Annotated in this window: 12 protein-coding genes; 7 read left to right on the forward strand and 5 right to left on the reverse strand. The window is 62.1% G+C overall.

The features are described 5' to 3' along the window. The first annotated feature begins 830 nt into the window (after positions 1-830). Positions 831-3,710: a valine--tRNA ligase gene (locus PQR27_RS14715; protein WP_408524341.1), complete on the forward strand. Its 2,880-nt coding sequence runs from the start codon at positions 831-833 to the stop codon at positions 3,708-3,710. Between the two features lie 75 nt (positions 3,711-3,785). Then, the gene (gene galU / locus PQR27_RS14720; protein WP_408524342.1) at positions 3,786-4,667 is read left to right on the forward strand and encodes a UTP--glucose-1-phosphate uridylyltransferase GalU; all 882 of its coding nucleotides are present in this window, start codon (positions 3,786-3,788) and stop codon (positions 4,665-4,667) included. A gap of 138 nt (positions 4,668-4,805) precedes the next feature. Here the strand turns inward: galU and PQR27_RS14725 are convergent, their stop codons facing one another. From PQR27_RS14725 to PQR27_RS14745, 5 genes are all read right to left on the reverse strand, one after another. After that, positions 4,806-5,033: a sulfurtransferase TusA family protein gene (locus PQR27_RS14725; RefSeq protein WP_408525495.1), complete on the reverse strand. Its 228-nt coding sequence runs from the start codon at positions 5,031-5,033 to the stop codon at positions 4,806-4,808. Between the two features lie 211 nt (positions 5,034-5,244). Beyond that, entirely contained in the window at positions 5,245-6,663 is a 1,419-nt protein-coding gene (gene tnpC / locus PQR27_RS14730; protein WP_408523875.1) for an IS66 family transposase, read from the reverse strand. A gap of 601 nt (positions 6,664-7,264) precedes the next feature. Continuing rightward, positions 7,265-8,293, reverse strand: a complete 1,029-nt coding sequence (locus PQR27_RS14735) for a Gfo/Idh/MocA family oxidoreductase (RefSeq protein WP_408524343.1) — start codon at positions 8,291-8,293, stop codon at positions 7,265-7,267. Further along, entirely contained in the window at positions 8,293-9,309 is a 1,017-nt protein-coding gene (iolG, locus tag PQR27_RS14740) for an inositol 2-dehydrogenase (RefSeq protein WP_408524344.1), read from the reverse strand. Before iolG ends, PQR27_RS14735 begins: the two co-directional genes overlap by 1 nt. Continuing rightward, positions 9,302-10,183: a MurR/RpiR family transcriptional regulator gene (locus PQR27_RS14745; RefSeq protein WP_408524345.1), complete on the reverse strand. Its 882-nt coding sequence runs from the start codon at positions 10,181-10,183 to the stop codon at positions 9,302-9,304. Before PQR27_RS14745 ends, iolG begins: the two co-directional genes overlap by 8 nt. 277 nt (positions 10,184-10,460) lie before the next feature. Here PQR27_RS14745 and PQR27_RS14750 point away from each other — a divergent pair, with 277 nt between their 5' ends. From PQR27_RS14750 to iolD, 5 genes are all read left to right on the forward strand, one after another. Further along, the gene (locus PQR27_RS14750; protein ID WP_408524346.1) at positions 10,461-11,507 is read left to right on the forward strand and encodes a sugar ABC transporter substrate-binding protein; all 1,047 of its coding nucleotides are present in this window, start codon (positions 10,461-10,463) and stop codon (positions 11,505-11,507) included. A gap of 146 nt (positions 11,508-11,653) precedes the next feature. Then, on the forward strand, positions 11,654-12,826 hold the full coding sequence (locus PQR27_RS14755) for an ABC transporter permease (RefSeq protein WP_408524347.1): 1,173 nt from the start codon (positions 11,654-11,656) through the stop codon (positions 12,824-12,826). Positions 12,827-12,839: 13 nt separating this feature from the next. After that, positions 12,840-13,652 carry an ATP-binding cassette domain-containing protein gene (locus tag PQR27_RS14760; RefSeq protein WP_408524348.1) on the forward strand — a complete coding sequence of 271 codons (813 nt, stop codon included), beginning with the start codon at positions 12,840-12,842 and terminating at the stop codon, positions 13,650-13,652. 64 nt (positions 13,653-13,716) lie between these two features. Next, complete coding sequence (locus tag PQR27_RS14765) at positions 13,717-15,756, forward strand: bifunctional 5-dehydro-2-deoxygluconokinase/5-dehydro-2-deoxyphosphogluconate aldolase (RefSeq protein ID WP_408524349.1); 2,040 nt, start codon at positions 13,717-13,719, stop codon at positions 15,754-15,756. After that, complete coding sequence (gene iolD / locus PQR27_RS14770) at positions 15,753-17,729, forward strand: 3D-(3,5/4)-trihydroxycyclohexane-1,2-dione acylhydrolase (decyclizing) (protein WP_408524350.1); 1,977 nt, start codon at positions 15,753-15,755, stop codon at positions 17,727-17,729. The genes PQR27_RS14765 and iolD overlap by 4 nt, the downstream gene beginning before the upstream one ends. Positions 17,730-17,736: the final 7 nt, after the last annotated feature.

A 17,736-nucleotide genomic window follows, 5' to 3' on the forward strand; every position in this document is an offset into this window, starting at 1 on the left:
TGGGGTTTTTTTGCGCTTTTTGCCTACGGCGGTTTTGGCCTTTTCTTGTGCTGGCTTCCTGGGCCTTTCCTTGTTTTCTTATTGGTCTATTAGCGTCGCCCCTGTGCGGGGCAGGCACCTACTTTTCTTTGCCCACCAAGTGGACTTCCTTCGGGGCGCCGGCCGCAAAGAAAAGTAGGCAAAAGAAAGCGGCTCAAACCGCCAACATTTAAGTGGGTCCCCTAGCTTGGAGGGGCTAGTGGCCCGATTAACGGATCACACCTCGGTCCATAAGCGCCAGTGACACAGCCATCATCCGCTCCCACTCCGCACTGCGTGCGTCGCGGACGGGTCCGCCAGGGAAACCAGGCGCTTCGTTTGCGCTTGGTGGGGGCCATCGGCTTCGCCTCGGCGAGGCGCTGAAGAAAACCGATGGTTGGTGAAGTACCGCCCCGGCGCGCGCAGCGCCGCCGGAGGTATGACGGCCTGGTCACTCAGGCGGGGAGGTGCGCAGGCTCAATCTCTACGGCGCCACGACACCCTCCAAGCCAGGGGAGCCGCTTAAATGCTAGCGGTTTGAGCCGCTTTCTTTTGCCTACTTTTCTTTGCGGCCGGCAAAGAAAAGTAGGTGCCCCCCCGCACAGGGGGAACACTAATAAACCAATAAGAATGCAAGGAAAGGCAAGAAAACAAGGAAAGGCCAACACCGCAGGCACAAGAAAATACCGCCGCCAAAGGCACACAGAAAACAAACCAAACACCGTAGATACAAAGAAACCCCGCTCCGCGGGCCCCTCCCCAGTTGCCGCTTATAATCGAACATTCTTTGCATCTTCCAGCAGACCGACGAAATGAGCGAGACCCCGAGCGACCCGACCTCCCTGCTTGCCAAAAGCTTCGAGCCCCACACCATCGAAGCCCACTGGGGCCCCGAATGGGAAAAGCGCGCCTACGCGGCGCCCGCCTTCGACGAGAATAAAAAAGATTTCTCGATCCAGCTGCCGCCCCCGAACGTCACAGGCACCCTCCACATGGGTCACGCCTTCAACCAGACGATCATGGACGGCCTCACCCGCTATCACCGCATGCTCGGCCAGAACACCCTGTGGGTGCCGGGCACGGACCACGCGGGTATCGCCACGCAAATCGTCGTCGAACGGCAACTGGACGCCCAAGGCATCTCGCGCCACGACCTCGGCCGCGAAAAATTCACCGAACGTGTCTGGGAATGGAAACAGCAGTCCGGCTCGACCATCACGAATCAGGTGCGCCGCCTCGGCGCGTCGATCGACTGGTCCCGCGAATACTTCACGATGGACGACAAAATGTCGGCCGCCGTGCGCGATGTTTTCGTACGCCTCTATGAACAGGGCCTGATCTACCGCGGCAAACGCCTCGTCAACTGGGATCCGGTCCTGCTCACCGCGGTCTCCGACCTCGAAGTGGTCAGCGAAGAAGAAAACGGCCACCTCTGGCATATCCACTATCCCCTCGCGGACGGCTCGGGCCATCTGACAGTCGCCACCACGCGCCCGGAAACCATGCTCGGCGACACCGCCGCCATGGTCCACCCGGAAGACGAGCGCTACGCCCACCTGATCGGCAAAACGATCAGGCTGCCGCTCACCGGCCGCGAAATCCCGATCATCGCCGACGATTACGTCGATCGCGAATTCGGTACCGGCGTGGTCAAAGTCACCCCCGCGCACGATTTCAACGACTATCAGGTCGGCCTGCGCCACAAACTGCCGATGATCGAAATCCTCACGCTCGACGCGAAGATCAACGACAACGCGCCGGAAAAATACCGAGGTCTCGACCGCTTCGAAGCCCGCAAGCAGGTCGTGGCCGACCTCGAAGCGCTCGGCGCGCTCGAATCGGTCAAGCCGCACAAGCTGATGGTGCCGCGCGGCGACCGCACGGGCGTCGTGATCGAGCCGATGCTCACGGACCAATGGTTCGTCGCGATGAGCAAGCCGGCGCCGGAAGGCACCTTCAATCCGGGTAAATCGATCGCGGAAACGGCGCTCGACGTCGTGCGCAGCGGCGAAATCAGGTTCGTGCCGGAAAACTGGTCCACCACGTACTACCAGTGGCTCGAAAACATCCAGGACTGGTGTATCTCGCGCCAACTCTGGTGGGGCCATCAGATCCCGGCGTGGTACGGCGAAAACGGCGAAATCTTCGTCGCCAAAACCGAAGAAGAAGCACGCGCCAAGGCCGTCGCCGCAGGCTACACGGGCGCACTGAAGCGTGACGAAGACGTGCTCGACACGTGGTTCTCGTCAGCGCTGGTGCCGTTCTCGTCGCTCGGCTGGCCGAACGAAACGCCGGAGCTGAAGCACTTCCTGCCGTCGTCGATGCTGGTCACCGGCTTCGACATCATCTTTTTCTGGGTCGCGCGCATGGTCATGATGACCACGCACTTCACCGGCAAAGTGCCGTTCGACACGGTTTACGTGCATGGCCTCGTGCGTGACGCCGAAGGCCAGAAGATGTCGAAGAGCAAGGGCAATACGCTCGACCCGATCGATATCGTCGACGGTATCGATCTGGACGCGCTGGTCGCCAAACGCACCACCGGCCTGATGAATCCGAAGCAGGCCGCGTCGATCGAAAAGAAAACCCGCAAGGAATTCCCGGACGGCATCCCGGCCTTCGGCACGGATGCGCTGCGCTTCACGATGGCGTCGATGGCCACGCTCGGGCGCAACATCAACTTCGATCTGGCCCGCTGCGAAGGCTATCGCAACTTCTGCAACAAGCTGTGGAATGCAACCCGTTTCGTGTTGATGAACTGCGAAGGCCACGATTGCGGTTTTGGCAAGCCGGAACAGTGCGGCGAATGCGGCCCGGACGGACATCTGCATTTCTCGCAGGCCGACTTCTGGATCGTGTCGCGCCTGCAGCGCGTGGAAGCCGATATCGCCAAGGGCTTCGCCGACTATCGATTCGACAATGTGGCCAACGCCCTATACAAGTTCGTATGGGACGAATACTGTGACTGGTATCTCGAGCTCGCCAAGGTTCAGATCCAGACGGGTCAGCCGAACCAGCAACGCGCCACGCGCCGCACGCTGCTGCGCGTCCTGGAAACCGTTTTGCGCCTCGCGCACCCGGTGATTCCGTTCATCACCGAAGCGCTCTGGCAAAAAGTCGCACCGTTGGCCGGACGTTATCCACAAGGCAAGGCTGAAGGTGAAGCGTCCATCATGGTGCAACCCTACCCGGTCGCAGAGCCGTCGAAGATCGACGAAGACGCGGAGCAGTGGGCGGCCGATCTGAAAGCCGTGATCGACGCGTGCCGGAATCTGCGTGGCGAGATGAATTTGTCGCCCGCGGTCAAGGTGCCGTTGCTGGTCACGGGGAACGCCGAGCGCCTGCGCACCTTCGCGCCGTACGCCCAGGCGCTGGCCCGTTTGTCGGAAGTGCAGATCATTGCCGACGAGGCAAGTCTGGATGCGCAGGCAGATGGCGCGCCAATTGCTATCGTAGGCAATGACAAGCTCGTGCTGAAGGTGGAAATCGACGTGGCCGTCGAGCGTGAGCGTCTGTCGAAAGAGATTGCGCGGTTGAGCACAGAAGTCACGAAGTGTAACGCCAAGTTGCAGAATGAAAGCTTTGTTGCAAAGGCCCCGCCGGCAGTCGTTGAGCAGGAGCAGAAAAGGCTGGCAGAATACGAAACCACTATCGGCAAGCTGACAGCCCAGCTGGCGCGCCTGCCGGCCTGATCGACGCTCCGTACCGCCCGTTTCACGCAACGGGCGGGCAGGACCAAGCTAAACCAGAGGACTCAGGGTAATCACATGCTAAAAGTTACAAAGGCGGTATTTCCGGTAGCAGGTCTTGGCACCCGGTTCCTCCCTGCCACGAAGGCAAGTCCGAAAGAGATGCTGCCGATCGTCGACAAGCCGCTGATTCAATACGCGGTGGAAGAGGCCATGGCGGCGGGCATCACCGAAATGATCTTCGTCACGGGCCGCAGCAAGCGCGCGATCGAAGACCATTTCGATAAGTCATACGAAATCGAGGCTGAACTCGAAGCGCGTGGCAAAGACAAGCTGCTGGAGCTGGTGCGCAGCATCAAACCGAGCCACGTCGACTGCTTTTACGTGCGTCAGCCGGAAGCGCTCGGCCTTGGCCACGCGGTGCTGTGCGCGGAGAAGCTGGTGGGCGACAACCCGTTCGCCGTGATTCTCGCGGACGACTTGCTGTATGGCACACCGCCCGTGATGACGCAGATGATCGAGGTGTTCGACCACTACCACAGCTCGGTGATCGGCGTGGAAGAGATTCCGGCGCAGGAAACCAAGTCATACGGGATTGTGGAAGGCAAGGAGTGGGAAGACTCGATCATCAAGATGTCGGGCATCGTCGAGAAGCCGGAGCCGAGCGTAGCGCCGTCGAACCTCGGCGTGGTGGGCCGCTACGTGCTGAAACCGCGGATTTTCGACCACATTCGCTCGATCAAGCCGGGCGCGGGTGGCGAATTGCAGCTGACCGACGCGATTCAATCGTTGCTGGCAGATGAGCAGGTGCTTGCGTACAAGTATCACGGCACCCGTTTCGACTGCGGCAGCAAGCTCGGTTACCTGAAGGCGACTGTCGAGTTCGCGCTGCGTCACCCGGAGGTGGCGGCCGATTTCGAAGAGTATCTGCGAACTCGTTCGCCGGTGCTGGAAGGCTAGGAAGGAGTCGCTTCGCTGACAATTTGGGGTTGTTGGCCCCGCTAGCGTTGCCTTAAAAAGGCGCTATGCCCGCATTTGCGGGCATAGCGCCTTTTGTTTTGGGCGCGATGGGGCGCCGCCGGGGCCGGCGCGCCGGGTTTAGCGGCGTTTCATCAAAAACGTGAAAACTTTGTCTTGCGCTGAGCTTTCAACGATCTCATTGCCGGTTTGTTTCGCAAACGCAGCGAAATCGCGTTGCGAGCCCGGATCCGTGGCTAGCACCTTGAGGATCTGACCGCTTTCCATGTCGGCGAGCGCCTTCTTGGCACGCAAAATGGGCAGCGGGCACATCAGCCCGCGCGCATCGACTTCCTTGTGAACCTGAATTTGCATCGACGATGACCTTCGGGAGGGGGCGTCGCTTGCGACGCTGGATAGAGGGTGAAATTCTACAGCACGGTTTGATTGGGCGCCTGGGCGGCGGGTTGGTGGTCTTGTTCTGGTTGCCCACGGCGTTGGCCTTTCCTTGTGTTCTTATTGGTCTATTGGCGTCGCCCCTGTGCGGGGCAGGCACCTACTTTTCTTTGCCGCCGCGTAACTATTCAGCAGCAGCCAGAGGCGAAACGACGAACCCCGCGAAGCTCAGGGCCAGCGCATTGATGAGCGAACGGCCCTGTTTGCGTAGGGTAGCGAGGTAGGAGCGGATCGTGCAGAACGCCTGCATGCCCGACTCTGCGCGGAAGCATCCGGAGATTTTCTGTTTGAGTTTGGGCATGCGGATATCGCGTTCGGCCTGGTTGTTGTCGAATGGTACGCGGTACTCCGTAATGAAGCGCCACACCTCGCGCACGTGCGTGCGCAGGCGCGCGAGCAGGTTGTAGGTGAAGCTTTGCCTGACCCTGCCGCGGCGTTCCTTGCGGGTCGGCTCGCGCGCCTGCCGCGGATTGAGCCTTCGCGCCTGGGCAAGCAGTGCCCCGTTGCGTCGCCTGTAATAGCGTTGACGCGGCTCATCCAGCGCTGTGGCGCCCGCGGCCTGACTGAGCTGAACTTCCCGCTTTGCCTGGCAAAGCAGGTCGATCATCTGCTGGGCCCACGGTTGCTCCGTGGACTCCAGCACAAAGACCAGTTCGCGCAGATGGTGTGCATTGCATAGTGCATGTTCACACTCGTAGCGCGCGTAGGGCCCCCAGCCGTCATGTACCGCGATTCCCGGAAAGCCAGGCAGAATGCCGAAGCTGTCCAGCGCCTCACTACCACGCTTGCGGTGTGAGCCATACCAGCTCAACGCGCCGGTCGAGGCGACGTGCAGCCAGTAAGGCGTGCGTCCTACGCGCATGCTGCTCTCATCGAAATGCACCACGGGCTGCTCGCGCAGCGTCTGCCTGATCTGTTCAACCGCTGGCGCCAGCAACCGGGCCGCCTGATCAATGCTGTGCTGCACGGTACCCGTACTCACATGCAGGCCAAACAGATCCGCCAGCGCCTGGGCGGTACGCGCAACCGGCAACTGCTGGTATTGCGTCAGATAGACCGCAGCGGCGCGCACCTGAGGACCATACTGAACCGCCTGGCTCACGCCCTCGGGAAACGCGCCTGAATGGTGCTTGCCGCAGCGGCACTGCGCGATCTGCACGCGATGCTCGGTCACCTCAAGGCGCGTGGGCGGCAGATCGATCACCTGACGACCTTCAGGCAGCACGGTGATGTGAGCGCAGTCGATCCGCTGTCCACAGGCGTCGCACACCGGCGCCACCGGATGAATCTCGATGTGATCGGGCTGCGCCACGCGTTTGAGCGTCTTCCCCGGGTGCCCGGGCTGCGCGCCGGGCTTTGCGCCGCTCGTGCCGCGCAATGACTTCGGCTTGCGCCTGGGCCCATCGCCTGACGGTGGTTTGCTGGAGTTATGACTGTCCTTCTCAAGCTTCGCCTCAAGCTCGTTCAGACGTCTCACCAGATCAACGATGAGCGCGTCCTTCTGCTCCGGTGTCAGGTCCTTGATGTCGGGCATCTTCGTCATGTCCTTCACTATGCACGGCCTGCCTCAGGTTTACAACAGCTGAATAGTTACGCCGCCGCAAAGAAAAGTAGGCAAAAGAAAGCGGCTCAAACCGCTGACATTTAAGTGGGTCCCCTGGCTTGGAGGGGCTAGTGGTCCGATTAACGGATCACACCTCGGTCCATAACGGTCTGTGACACAGCCGTCATCCGCTCCCACTCCGCACTGCGTGCGTCGCGGACGGGTCTGCCAGGGAAACCGGGCGCTTCGTTTGTGCGCGGCGGGGGCCATCGGCTTCGCCTCGGCGAAGCGCCCAAACACACTGACTGCTTTGTGAAGTACCGCCTCGGCGCGCGCAGCGCCGCCGGAAGCATGACGGCCTGGTCACTCACGAGAGCAGGTGCGCAGGCTCACTCTCTACGGAGCCACGATCCCCTCCAAGCCAGGGCCGCCGCTTAAAAATTAGCGGTGTGAGCCGCTTTCTTTTGCCTACTTTTCTTTGCGGCCGGCAAAGAAAAGTAGGTGCCCCCCCGCACAGGGGGAACGCTAATAAACCAATAACAAAAGAAACAGCCAACGCCACAGGCGAACCAAATAATGCCGCCGCCAAAGGCAAAAAAACTCAAACCACGACAGCATTCCCACTGACCAAAGACTCCCTCATAGCGACCCCAATCCGCGTCGCCTCCACCGCGTCAGCCAGCGAAGCGCCGCCCCCCTCTCCTCCTTGCACCGCAGCAACAAACGCCCTCGCTTCATAAAGAAACGCCTCTTCAAACCGATCAAAAAAACTCACCGTGCATTCATTGCGAATTCCCGAACCGTCATAAATCTCAACCCGATTAGCCCGCGGATTCCGCCCAATCACCAGTGCACCGGCGGTGCCAATCACCTCGCTATGCGTATCGTTACCATGCGCCTGCGTACGCGAGGCATAAAACATCGCCAGCTTGCCGTCTTCAAACTCGCAGATCGCCACGCCGTTATCGACATCGCCGAATTCACGCAAGCCCTCATGCAACGCCACCGCGCCCGCAGCAAACACGCGTTTAGCCCGCGGCTTGCCCAGCAGCCACCGCGCAACATCAATGTCGTGCACAGTGCAGTCTAGGAAAATCCCCCCGGAGGTCGCCGCGAACCGCACGAAGAAACCCTCCGTATCATTCATATCGCAAGTCTGCGAGCGCACCAGAAACGGCCGGCCGATCTTGCCGGCCTCGACCCGCTCGAATGCGTCCCGATAGCTCGGATCGAAGCGCCGCATAAAACCAATGGTTGCCTGCAAATGCGGATAGCGCGCAGCCTCGGCCAAGACGCGCTCGCATTCGGCAAGATCGAGCGACAACGGTTTCTCGCAAAACACATGCTTGCCGGCACGCAAGGCATCAACGATCTGCTGCGCGTGCAGCGACGACGGCGTAACAAGCCACACCGCATCCACCTCGCGATCGGCGAGCAGGTCCGCGTAATCGTCGTAGAGACGCGGTTCGGGCAAGGCTTCCCGAGCCCACGCCCGCTCCTCTTCCAGCGGACTGCACGCGGCCACGAGCGACGCGCCCGGCACACGGTACGCCAGGTTCTCCGCGTGGCGCTTGCCTAAACGCCCCAGACCCACCACGCCAAGACCAAGCTTCCCCGTGGCCGCCGTCATCACGACGCCTCGCCGAGTTTTACCGCGCGCCCCTCGCGCCAGGAGCGCGTGGCAGCTTCGGCGAGTTCAAGGGCTTTCAGGCCGTCGGCGACCGTCGTGCGCACCGGTTTATCGTGCGTAATCGCAGCGAAGAAATGCGCAATCTCCAGCGCATACGCGGCGCGATAACGCTCGAGGAAGAACGCTTCGGGCACGTCGCTCGACACCCCGGTTTTCGAATACGCGGTGACCTCTGTGGGCCGCACGTTACCGGCCTGCAGCATGCCCGTGCTGCCAAGCACCTCGAAGCGCTGGTCATAACCGTACGCGGCGCGCCGCGCGGTATTGATCTGGCACAGACGGCCACGCTTCGTGCGGATCGTCACTGCCGTCGAATCGATATCGCCCGCTTCGGCAATCGCGGGGTCGGAGAGACAACTGCCCGTGGCGTGCAGCGTGTCGGCCTCGTCGTCGAGAATCCAGCGAAAAATGTCGAAGTCGTGAATCAACATGTCCTTGAAGATGCCACCCGAATGCTTGATGTATTCAACCGGCGGCGCACCCGGATCGCGGCTCGTCACCACCAGCATTTCAGGCGTGCCGATCTCGCCTGCGTCGATACGCGCCTTCAACGCGGAAAAAGTCGGATCGAAGCGGCGCTGGAACCCGATCATGCACACTACGCCCGCTCGTTCCACCGCCGCGGCACAAGCGCGCGCGCGTTCCAGCGTCAGGTCCACCGGCTTCTCGCAGAACACGTGCTTCTTCTGCGCGGCCGATTTCACGATCAGATCGGCATGCGTGTCCGTGCTCGAGCAGATCACCGTTGCACCGATCGACGCGTCACCCATCGCACCGTCGATATCCGCCACTTGCGCGCCGTGCTCGGCGGCGAGCGCCGCAGCGGCTTCGCGATTCACATCGATCACATACTTGAGCCGCACACCCGGTTGCCGCGCAAGATTGGCCGCATGAATCTTGCCGATGCGCCCCGCGCCGAACACCGCCACGTCGATCGTCTTCACTGCTTCAGTCATCGTATCCTCCAGTGTCCTTCGATTCTTCCACGTTCAATTCGAGCTTGTACGCGAGCGCAATGAACAACGCCTGGCACAAACAGATCGTGCTGGTCAGGGAGCGAAACGCGAACGCGCTGCCCTCTTTCACATACAGTTGCGTAGTGGCGTAGCGTGCAAGCGGAGAAAGTTGGCTATCCGTAATAACCAGTGTCTTTGCCTGGTGGTGGTGCGCAACGCGCAGGCAATACTGCGTTTCCTTGCCATACGGCGCGAAGCTGATCGCGATCACGACGTCGCCCTTTTTCACGCTGCGAATCTGCTCGCGGTACATGCCGCCGAAACCGGACACCAGATGCACACGCTTGGGCGTGTGCTGCAACGCGTAGACGATATAGCTCGCCACCGGAAACGAGCGCCGCACACCGATCACATAGATGTTGTCGGCCTGCTGCAGCATCTTCACGGCTGAGTCGAACTGCTTGTCGTCGAGACCCGCTTCGAGTTCTTCGAGGCCGCCGCGCGAGGCGGCGATGAATTCACGCGCCACCGAGCCACCGGATAAAGCGCCCGGCTTCTCGTCGATCAGTTTGCGAATCCTCTGCTGATAACTCGGCGAGGACGTGCCCTGCCCCGTATAAGCCTGGCGGAACACCGCCTGCAAATCGGAAAACCCGGAAAAGCCAAAGCGCTGCGCAAACCGCACCACCGCCGACGGGTGCACACCGCAGCTCGCGGCAATATCGCTGGTGCGATCCACCATCACGCTCGACCGATGCTGCTCGATATACGTCGCAACACTCTTCAACTGGCGCGGCAACGCCTCGTAGTTTTCCGCGATGCGCTGCATCAATTCTTCGACCCTCGGCAATTCTTCGGTGCTCTCTTGCGCCATGGCTCTCTCTTCGTTGCTTTATTGCAGTGCGGAAGACCTGTTCCAAGCCCGCCACACGGCATCCTGACGTTGCCGATTATAGGCAGGCACCCCGTCAAATGGAACGTATTTTCCATTTTTATTTGTCATGAAATTTTCATTGCAACGCTCTCGAAGATGACCTAATCTTGGTCGTGAGCGATGGTGCTCTGGCTGAGATGTGCCGCGCTGTATGCGGATAGAAAGCCGCCCGCCAGACGCTCCCTTCAATAACGACAGACCGAGAAAGGTGGAGACAATGAGACTTTGCAAGGGCAAGGCTACGCTCAGGATTCTGGTAACGGCGTTGACGTTGGCGACGGGATTCGGTGCGGCGTCGGCCGCCCGCGCGGCTGACGCGCACTTCGTGCTGATCAGCCACGCGCCGGATTCGGATTCGTGGTGGAACACCATCAAGAACGCCATCAAACAGGCCGACGAGGATTTCAACGTCGAGACCGATTACCGCAATCCGCCGAACGGCGACATCGCCGACATGGCGCGTCTGGTCGAACAGGCTGCTGCACGCAACTACGACGGCGTGATCGTCACGATCGCCGACTTCGACGTGCTGAAGAGCGCAATCGGCAAGGTGACCGCGAAGAAGATTCCGCTCGTCACGATCAACTCCGGCACCGAGGAACAAAGCGCGCAACTCGGCGCGATCATGCACGTGGGGCAACCTGAATACGTCGCAGGCAAAGCGGCGGGCGAAAAGGCCAAGGCGGCGGGCGTGAAGTCGTTCCTGTGCGTCAATCACATCGCCACCAACACCGTGTCGTTCGACCGTTGCCGCGGCTTCGCAGAAGCGATCGGCGTCGACTACAAGACGTCCACCATCGACTCCGGCCAGGACCCGACCGAGATTCAATCGAAAGTCAGCGCCTATCTGCGCAATCACCCGAACACCGGCGCGATCCTGACGCTCGGACCGACCCCGGCTTCCGCCACGCTGAAGGCCGTCACGCAAATGGGGCTGGCAGGCAAGATCTACTTCTGCACTTTCGACTTCTCCGACGACATCGCCAAGGCCATTCAAGCCGGCACGATCCAGTTCGCCATCGATCAACAACCGTACTTGCAGGGCTATATCCCGGTGGCCGTGCTGGCTATCGTGAAGAAGGAGCACACCACCGATCCGGCGAAGATCCGTCAGATCCTCGAGGCCAACCCGAAGTTCAAGGCACGCCTCGAAACCTATGGCCTCGCGCCGTCGTATGGGCCGAAGAACATCCGCTCGGGCCCGGGTTTCATCACCAAGGAAAACATCGACAAGGTGTTGAAATACGCAGGACAGTACCGCTGATTCTTTCCTCTAGTTAGTCACGCGCGCGGCGGGCACCGATCCGACATCGGACAGTCCGCCCGCCGCCACCGCGCATTTCACCGGCTGTTGTTCTCGCAACGTATCCCCGCTTAGCCTGAGATACAGCCGGGCACCAAGGAGACATCATGGGTGTAGCCGGAAAACTCTTCCCACGGCACGTCAAGCCGGGCACCGCCGATGCAGAGCGCACGGCCGCATCGCCCTCGGTGCCGGATTCGGATGAACGCGTGCGCAAGGAATCCCGGTTCGGTCATCTGCTGAATCGCCCGGAATTCGCCGCGATTTCCGGCGCCGTCCTGGTGTTCCTCGTTTTCGCGCTGACCGCCGGCAACTCCGGCATGTTCAATCTCGACGGCGTGATGAACTGGTCGCAGGTATCCGCGTATCTCGGCATCCTGTCGGTCGGCGCATGCCTGTTGATGATCGCGGGTGAGTTCGACCTCTCGATCGGTTCGATGATCGGCTTCGCCGGGATGATGGTGGCGATTCCATCGGTCTATTTCCACTGGCCGATCTCGCTCGCGATCCTGTTCGCGTTCGCTGGCTCGATGTTACTCGGCGCCCTGAACGGCTATCTGGTGATGCGCACGCGCCTGCCGTCGTTCATCGTCACGCTGGCCTTCCTGTTCATCCTGCGCGGTCTCACGCTCGCCCTGTCGATCATGTTCGCGGACCGCACCATCGTCTCCGGCGTCGGCGATCTCGCCCAGCAGGACTGGCTGGCGGATACGCTGTTTCACGGCGTTGCCCTGCACGGCCTCTTCACCATGCTCGCCCAGCACGGCATCGGCACCATGCTCGATAACGGCCACGCCCTCGTGCCGGGGATCCCCAAGGTGATTCTGTGGTGGCTCGCGCTGGCGGCGGTGTGCGCGTTTGTCCTTGCAAAGACACGCGCGGGCAACTGGATTCTCGCCGTGGGTGGCGACGCGAACGCGGCAAAAAATGTCGGCGTCCCGGTGCGGCGCGTGAAGATTTCGCTGTTCGTGCTGACCGCATTCTGCTCGTGCCTGTTCGCGGTGCTGCAAGTGTGCGATATCGGCTCCGCCGCGGCGGACCGCGGGTTGCAAAAGGAATTCGAAGCGATCATCGCTGCGGTGATCGGCGGCACGTTGCTGACCGGCGGCTACGGTTCGGTGGTGGGCGCCTGTTTCGGCGCGCTGATCTTCGGCGTCGTGCAGATCGGCATTACATACACCAATGTCAGTTCCGACTGGTTCCGCGTGTTCCTCGGCGTGATGCTGCTGATCGCCGTGCTGTTCAATCACTATGTGCGCCGCCGCGTCGCGCAATCGTAACGGGGAGACGACCATGTCCGATATCAATACGACCACGCCGCAGGACGACATCATTCTTGCGCTCGAAAACGTCAGCAAGTACTTCGGCAAAGTCATCGCGCTCAGCGGCGTGACCTTGCGGCTCAAACGCGGTGAAGTGCATTGCCTGCTGGGCGACAACGGCGCGGGGAAGTCCACGCTGATCAAGACGCTTGCCGGCGTCCATCAGCCCTCCTCCGGGCAGTATCTGGTGGACGGCAAGCCCGTGCTGTTCGAGTCTCCGAAAGACGCGCTCGATCTCGGCATCGCCACCGTCTATCAGGATCTGGCGTTAGTGCCGCTGCTTTCCGTGGCCCGCAATTTTTTCATGGGCCGCGAGCCGCAGAAGAAACTATTCGGTTTCCTGAACGTAATGGACCTCGAAACCAGTGCCGCCACCGCGCGCGACAAGCTCGCCGAAATGGGCATCAACGTGCGCGACCCGCATCAACCGATCGGCACCATGTCCGGTGGCGAGAAGCAATGTCTGGCGATCGCACGGGCGATCCACTTCGGTGCGCGCGTGCTGATTCTCGATGAGCCGACTGCCGCGCTTGGCGTCAAGCAGAGCTTTAACGTGCTGAAACTGATTCACACGGCGCGCGCGAAAGGCATTTCGGTGATTTTCATTACGCACAACGTGCACCACGCGTATCCGATCGGCGATTCGTTCACGCTGCTCAATCGCGGCAAATCGCTCGGTACCTACACGAAGGAAACGATCAGCAAGGACGAAGTGCTCGACATGATGGCCGGCGGTGCCGAGATGCAGAAGATGATCGGCGAACTCGAAGGCGCGACGATCTGATTCATTTGCGGCGTGCCCGGCGCCTGCCGCGCCGGCCGCCGCGCCCAGCTATTCAGGAATATTCATGGATCATTCCAGCACATCCAGTGCGGCCGGCGCAGGTTCGTCAGCGCCCAGCCGTTTCGCACCGGGCCGCAGCCGCGACATCGTCTGCCTCGGCCGCCTTGCCGTCGATCTGTACGCGCAGCAGGTCGGCGCGCGGCTCGAAGACGTGTCGAGCTTTGCGAAGTATCTCGGCGGCTCGTCGGCGAATATTGCGTTCGGTTGCGCGCGGCTCGGGCTCGCCTCGGCGATGCTTGCGCGCGTCGGCAACGATCACATGGGCCGCTTTCTGACCGAAACATTGACGAGAGAAGGCTGTGACGTCAGCCATGTGCGCGTCGATCAGGACCGCTTGACGGCTCTGGTGCTGCTCGGTCTGAAAGACCGCGACACCTTCCCGCTGATCTTCTATCGCGAGAACTGCGCGGACATGGCAGTCGACGAAGCGGATTTCGACGAAGCCTACATTGCATCGTCCCGGGCGTTGCTGATTACCGGCACCCATTTCTCGACCGAACAGGTGAATCGCACCAGCCGCCGCGCACTCGACTACGCACGGCCCAACCAGGTGCGCACCGTGCTCGACATCGACTATCGCCCGGTGTTGTGGGGGCTCACCGGCAAAGCGGATGGCGAAACCCGCTTTGTCGCCGATGAAGGCGTAACCGCGCATCTGCAGCGCATCCTGCCGCTCTTCGATCTCGTGATCGGTACCGAAGAGGAGTTCCGTATCGCCGGCGGCAAAACCGAACTCATCGAAGCGCTTGCGATGGTGCGTGCGGTGACGCCGGCCACTTTGGTGGTCAAGCGTGGCCCATTGGGCTGCCAGATCATCGACGGCGCCGTGCCCGCTTCGCTCGACGCGGCGCCGATCCATGGCGGCGTGGAGGTGGAAGTGTTGAACGTGCTCGGCGCGGGCGACGCATTCGCCTCGGGTTTTCTCTCGGGATGGTTGCGCGATCAACCACTTGAAGCCTGCGCGCGAGCCGCCAACGCGAGCGGCGCGCTGGTGGTATCGCGCCACGGCTGCGCACCGGCCATGCCGACACCGGCCGAACTCGATTACTTCCTGCGCGAAGCCAAGGCCGACCCGCAACGCATGCGCCGCCCCGACCGCGACACCGCGCTCGCCCGCCTGCATCGCGTCTCCCCTGCCCGCAAACAGTGGCACGAGGTACTCGGCTTCGCCTTCGACCATCGCAACCAGTTCTTCGAACTGGCGCAACAGACCGGTGCCGACGAAGCGCGCATCGCGCAACTGAAGGGCCTGTTTGTTCAGGCCGTTGCGCAAACCGAGAGCGCACTCGGTCTGCAAGGCCGCATCGGCGTATTGATCGACGACCGCTATGGTCAGGACGCCCTGAATGCGGCCACCGGCCGCGGCTGGTGGATCGGGCGCCCGGTCGAACTGCCGGGTTCCGTGCCGCTGGTGTTCGACCATGGCCGCTCGATCGGCACAACGCTGGTTCCGTGGCCGCAGGAGCACGTCGCCAAATGTCTCGTGCAGTTCCATCCGGACGAACCGGTCGAGCAGCGTCTCGAACAGGAAGCCCAGTTGCGCGCGCTCTACGATGCGACCCAGGCGAGCGGCCATGAGTTACTGCTCGAAGTGATCCCGCCGAAGCACGCGCATCTGCCGCAAGCACCGGATATCGTGTACCGCGCGCTCAAGCGGCTGTACAACATCGGCATCTATCCGGAATGGTGGAAGCTCGAACCGATGGATGCGGCGCAATGGCAGGCTGTCGATGCGCTGATTGCCGAGCGCGATCCGTATTGCCGTGGCGTGGTGCTGCTCGGCTTGTCGGCGGGCGTCGAGCAGTTGCAGGATGGCTTCCGCGCGGCCGCGCAGTCGGCGACGTGCCGCGGCTTTACGGTGGGCCGCACGATCTTCCACGAGCCGAGCCATGCGTGGCTGGCCGGTGAAATTGGCGACGACGAACTCATCGCACGGGTCCGCCGTACATTTGAAACGCTGATCGACTCGTGGCGCGCAACGCGGGGCAACGCGGCGGCCCAGCCTGCCGCATCGAGCCACGTTCATCAGGAGCAGGCGGCATGAACCAGCGCGTATTGCATCACGACACGGCGTCCGCCAACGACGCCACCCAGGCACACGTATCAACCACTGGCGGCACCATCCGTCTGACGACCGCGCAGGCGCTCGTCCGCTATCTCGCCGCGCAACGCGTCACGATCGAAGACGGCAGCGGCACCGAGCCGCTCTTTGGCGGCGTCTTCGCGATCTTCGGCCATGGCAATGTGGCGGGCATGGGCGAGGCCTTGTATCAGCATCGCGCCGAACTGCCTACCCTGCGCGCCCACAACGAACAGGCGATGGCGCATAGTGCGATTGCTTTTGCGAAGGCGCATTTCCGGCGCCGCATGATGGCCGTCACGACCTCGATCGGACCCGGCGCGACCAACCTGGTGACAGCCGCCGCGCTCGCGCATGTGAACCGTCTGCCTGTCCTGCTGCTGCCAGGCGATGTGTTCGTCTCGCGCGCACCCGATCCGGTGCTGCAGCAGGTGGAAGATTTCCACGACGGCAACGTCTCCGCCAACGACGCGCTCAAGCCGGTGTCACGCTACTTCGATCGCATCGTGCATCCGGCGCAGTTGCTCAACGCATTGCCGCGTGCCCTACGCGTGCTGACCGACGCTGCACTGTGCGGTCCGGTCACGCTCGCGCTGCCGCAAGACGTCCAGGCAATGGCCTGGGATTTTCCAGTGGACTTCTTCGCGCCGCGGGTTGTCAGGTTTCATTCGCCTGCCCCGCGCGTTGAAGATATCGATGCGGCCTACGCGCGTTTGCGGCGCGCCAAACGGCCGTTGATCGTGGCAGGCGGTGGCGTGCTGTACGGCCGCGCCACCGACGCGCTGCACCGCTTCGCCGCCGCGCACGGCATTCCGGTTGCGGAGACCCAGGCCGGCAAAGGCTCGCTCGCCTGGAACGATCCGTTGAATGTCGGTGCATTGGGCGTGACCGGCTCACCGGCCGCGAACGCGCTCGCCCATGATGCCGACTGCGTGGTTGCGATCGGCACGCGCCTGCAGGACTTCACGACCGGCTCGAACACGCTGTTCACTCAGGCCGACGTGATCGGCATCAACGCGAATGCTTTCGACGGCCTCAAGCATCGCGCGCTGGTGGTCGAAGCCGATGCGCGTCTCGCGCTCGAGGCGCTCGCCGAACCGCTGCAGAGCTGGCACGCCGAACGCACCTGGACCGCGCACGCGCACAAGCTCGCGGCAAGCTGGCGCGACACCGTCAGCACGCTCACGCATGCGCCGCAACGCGATACCGTGCTGCCCTATGAGGGCGACGTGATCGGTGCGGTGCAGCGGTCGAGCGCGAGATCGGCAACGGACGACATCGTCGTATGCGCTGCCGGCACCTTGCCTGCCGAGTTGCACAAGCTATGGCGCGCCGGCAAGCCGGGCGCGTATCACGTCGAATATGGCTACTCGTGCATGGGCTACGAGATCGCGGGCGGCCTCGGGGTGAAACTCGCGCGGCCGGCGCGCGACGTGATCGTGATGATCGGCGACGGCAGCTACCTGATGATGAATAGCGAAATCGCGACCTCCGTGATGATCGGCGCGAAGCTGATCGTGGTGGTGCTGGACAATCGCGGCTACGGGTGTATCAACCGTTTGCAGCAGGCCTGCGGTGGCGCGCCGTTCAATAACCTGCTCGACGATTGCGTGCAAGGTCCGCTCGGCGCACCAAAAATCGATTTCGCCGCCCATGCGCGCGCGCTCGGCGCCCAGGCCGAGCACGTTGCGAACGTGGCCGGTCTGGAGGCCGCAATGCAACGCGCGCGCGACGCCGACCGAACCTACGTCATCAGCATCGACACCGACCCTGCCCGCACCACCGACGACGGCGGCTGGTGGTGGGAAGTCGCCGTACCCGAAGTATCGTCGCGCGACACCGTGCGTGCCGCCCGTGCGCGCTACGACGCGCAGCTCGCGGCGCGCGCCGAGCCTGACGATGCGCCGCGCCCCGCTGCGCCTACCGACCACGAATGAGGACGCC

Source organism: Paraburkholderia fungorum, from assembly GCF_046027215.1.
GTDB classification, from domain to species: Bacteria; Pseudomonadota; Gammaproteobacteria; order Burkholderiales; family Burkholderiaceae; genus Paraburkholderia; species Paraburkholderia fungorum_D.

Excerpts from the sequence above, each read along its gene's own strand:
- galU (WP_408524342.1), top strand. The coding sequence starts at position 3,786 with ATGCTAAAAGTTACAAAGGCGGTATTTCCGGTAGCAGGTCTTGGCACC.
- PQR27_RS14735 (WP_408524343.1), bottom strand. The coding sequence starts at position 8,293 with ATGACGGCGGCCACGGGGAAGCTTGGTCTTGGCGTGGTGGGTCTGGGG.
- PQR27_RS14755 (WP_408524347.1), top strand. The coding sequence starts at position 11,654 with ATGGGTGTAGCCGGAAAACTCTTCCCACGGCACGTCAAGCCGGGCACC.
- iolG (WP_408524344.1), bottom strand. The coding sequence starts at position 9,309 with ATGACTGAAGCAGTGAAGACGATCGACGTGGCGGTGTTCGGCGCGGGG.
- PQR27_RS14750 (WP_408524346.1), top strand. The coding sequence starts at position 10,461 with ATGAGACTTTGCAAGGGCAAGGCTACGCTCAGGATTCTGGTAACGGCG.
- PQR27_RS14760 (WP_408524348.1), top strand. The coding sequence starts at position 12,840 with ATGTCCGATATCAATACGACCACGCCGCAGGACGACATCATTCTTGCG.
- iolD (WP_408524350.1), top strand. The coding sequence starts at position 15,753 with ATGAACCAGCGCGTATTGCATCACGACACGGCGTCCGCCAACGACGCC.
- PQR27_RS14745 (WP_408524345.1), bottom strand. The coding sequence starts at position 10,183 with ATGGCGCAAGAGAGCACCGAAGAATTGCCGAGGGTCGAAGAATTGATG.
- tnpC (WP_408523875.1), bottom strand. The coding sequence starts at position 6,663 with ATGACGAAGATGCCCGACATCAAGGACCTGACACCGGAGCAGAAGGAC.
- PQR27_RS14715 (WP_408524341.1), top strand. The coding sequence starts at position 831 with ATGAGCGAGACCCCGAGCGACCCGACCTCCCTGCTTGCCAAAAGCTTC.
- PQR27_RS14765 (WP_408524349.1), top strand. The coding sequence starts at position 13,717 with ATGGATCATTCCAGCACATCCAGTGCGGCCGGCGCAGGTTCGTCAGCG.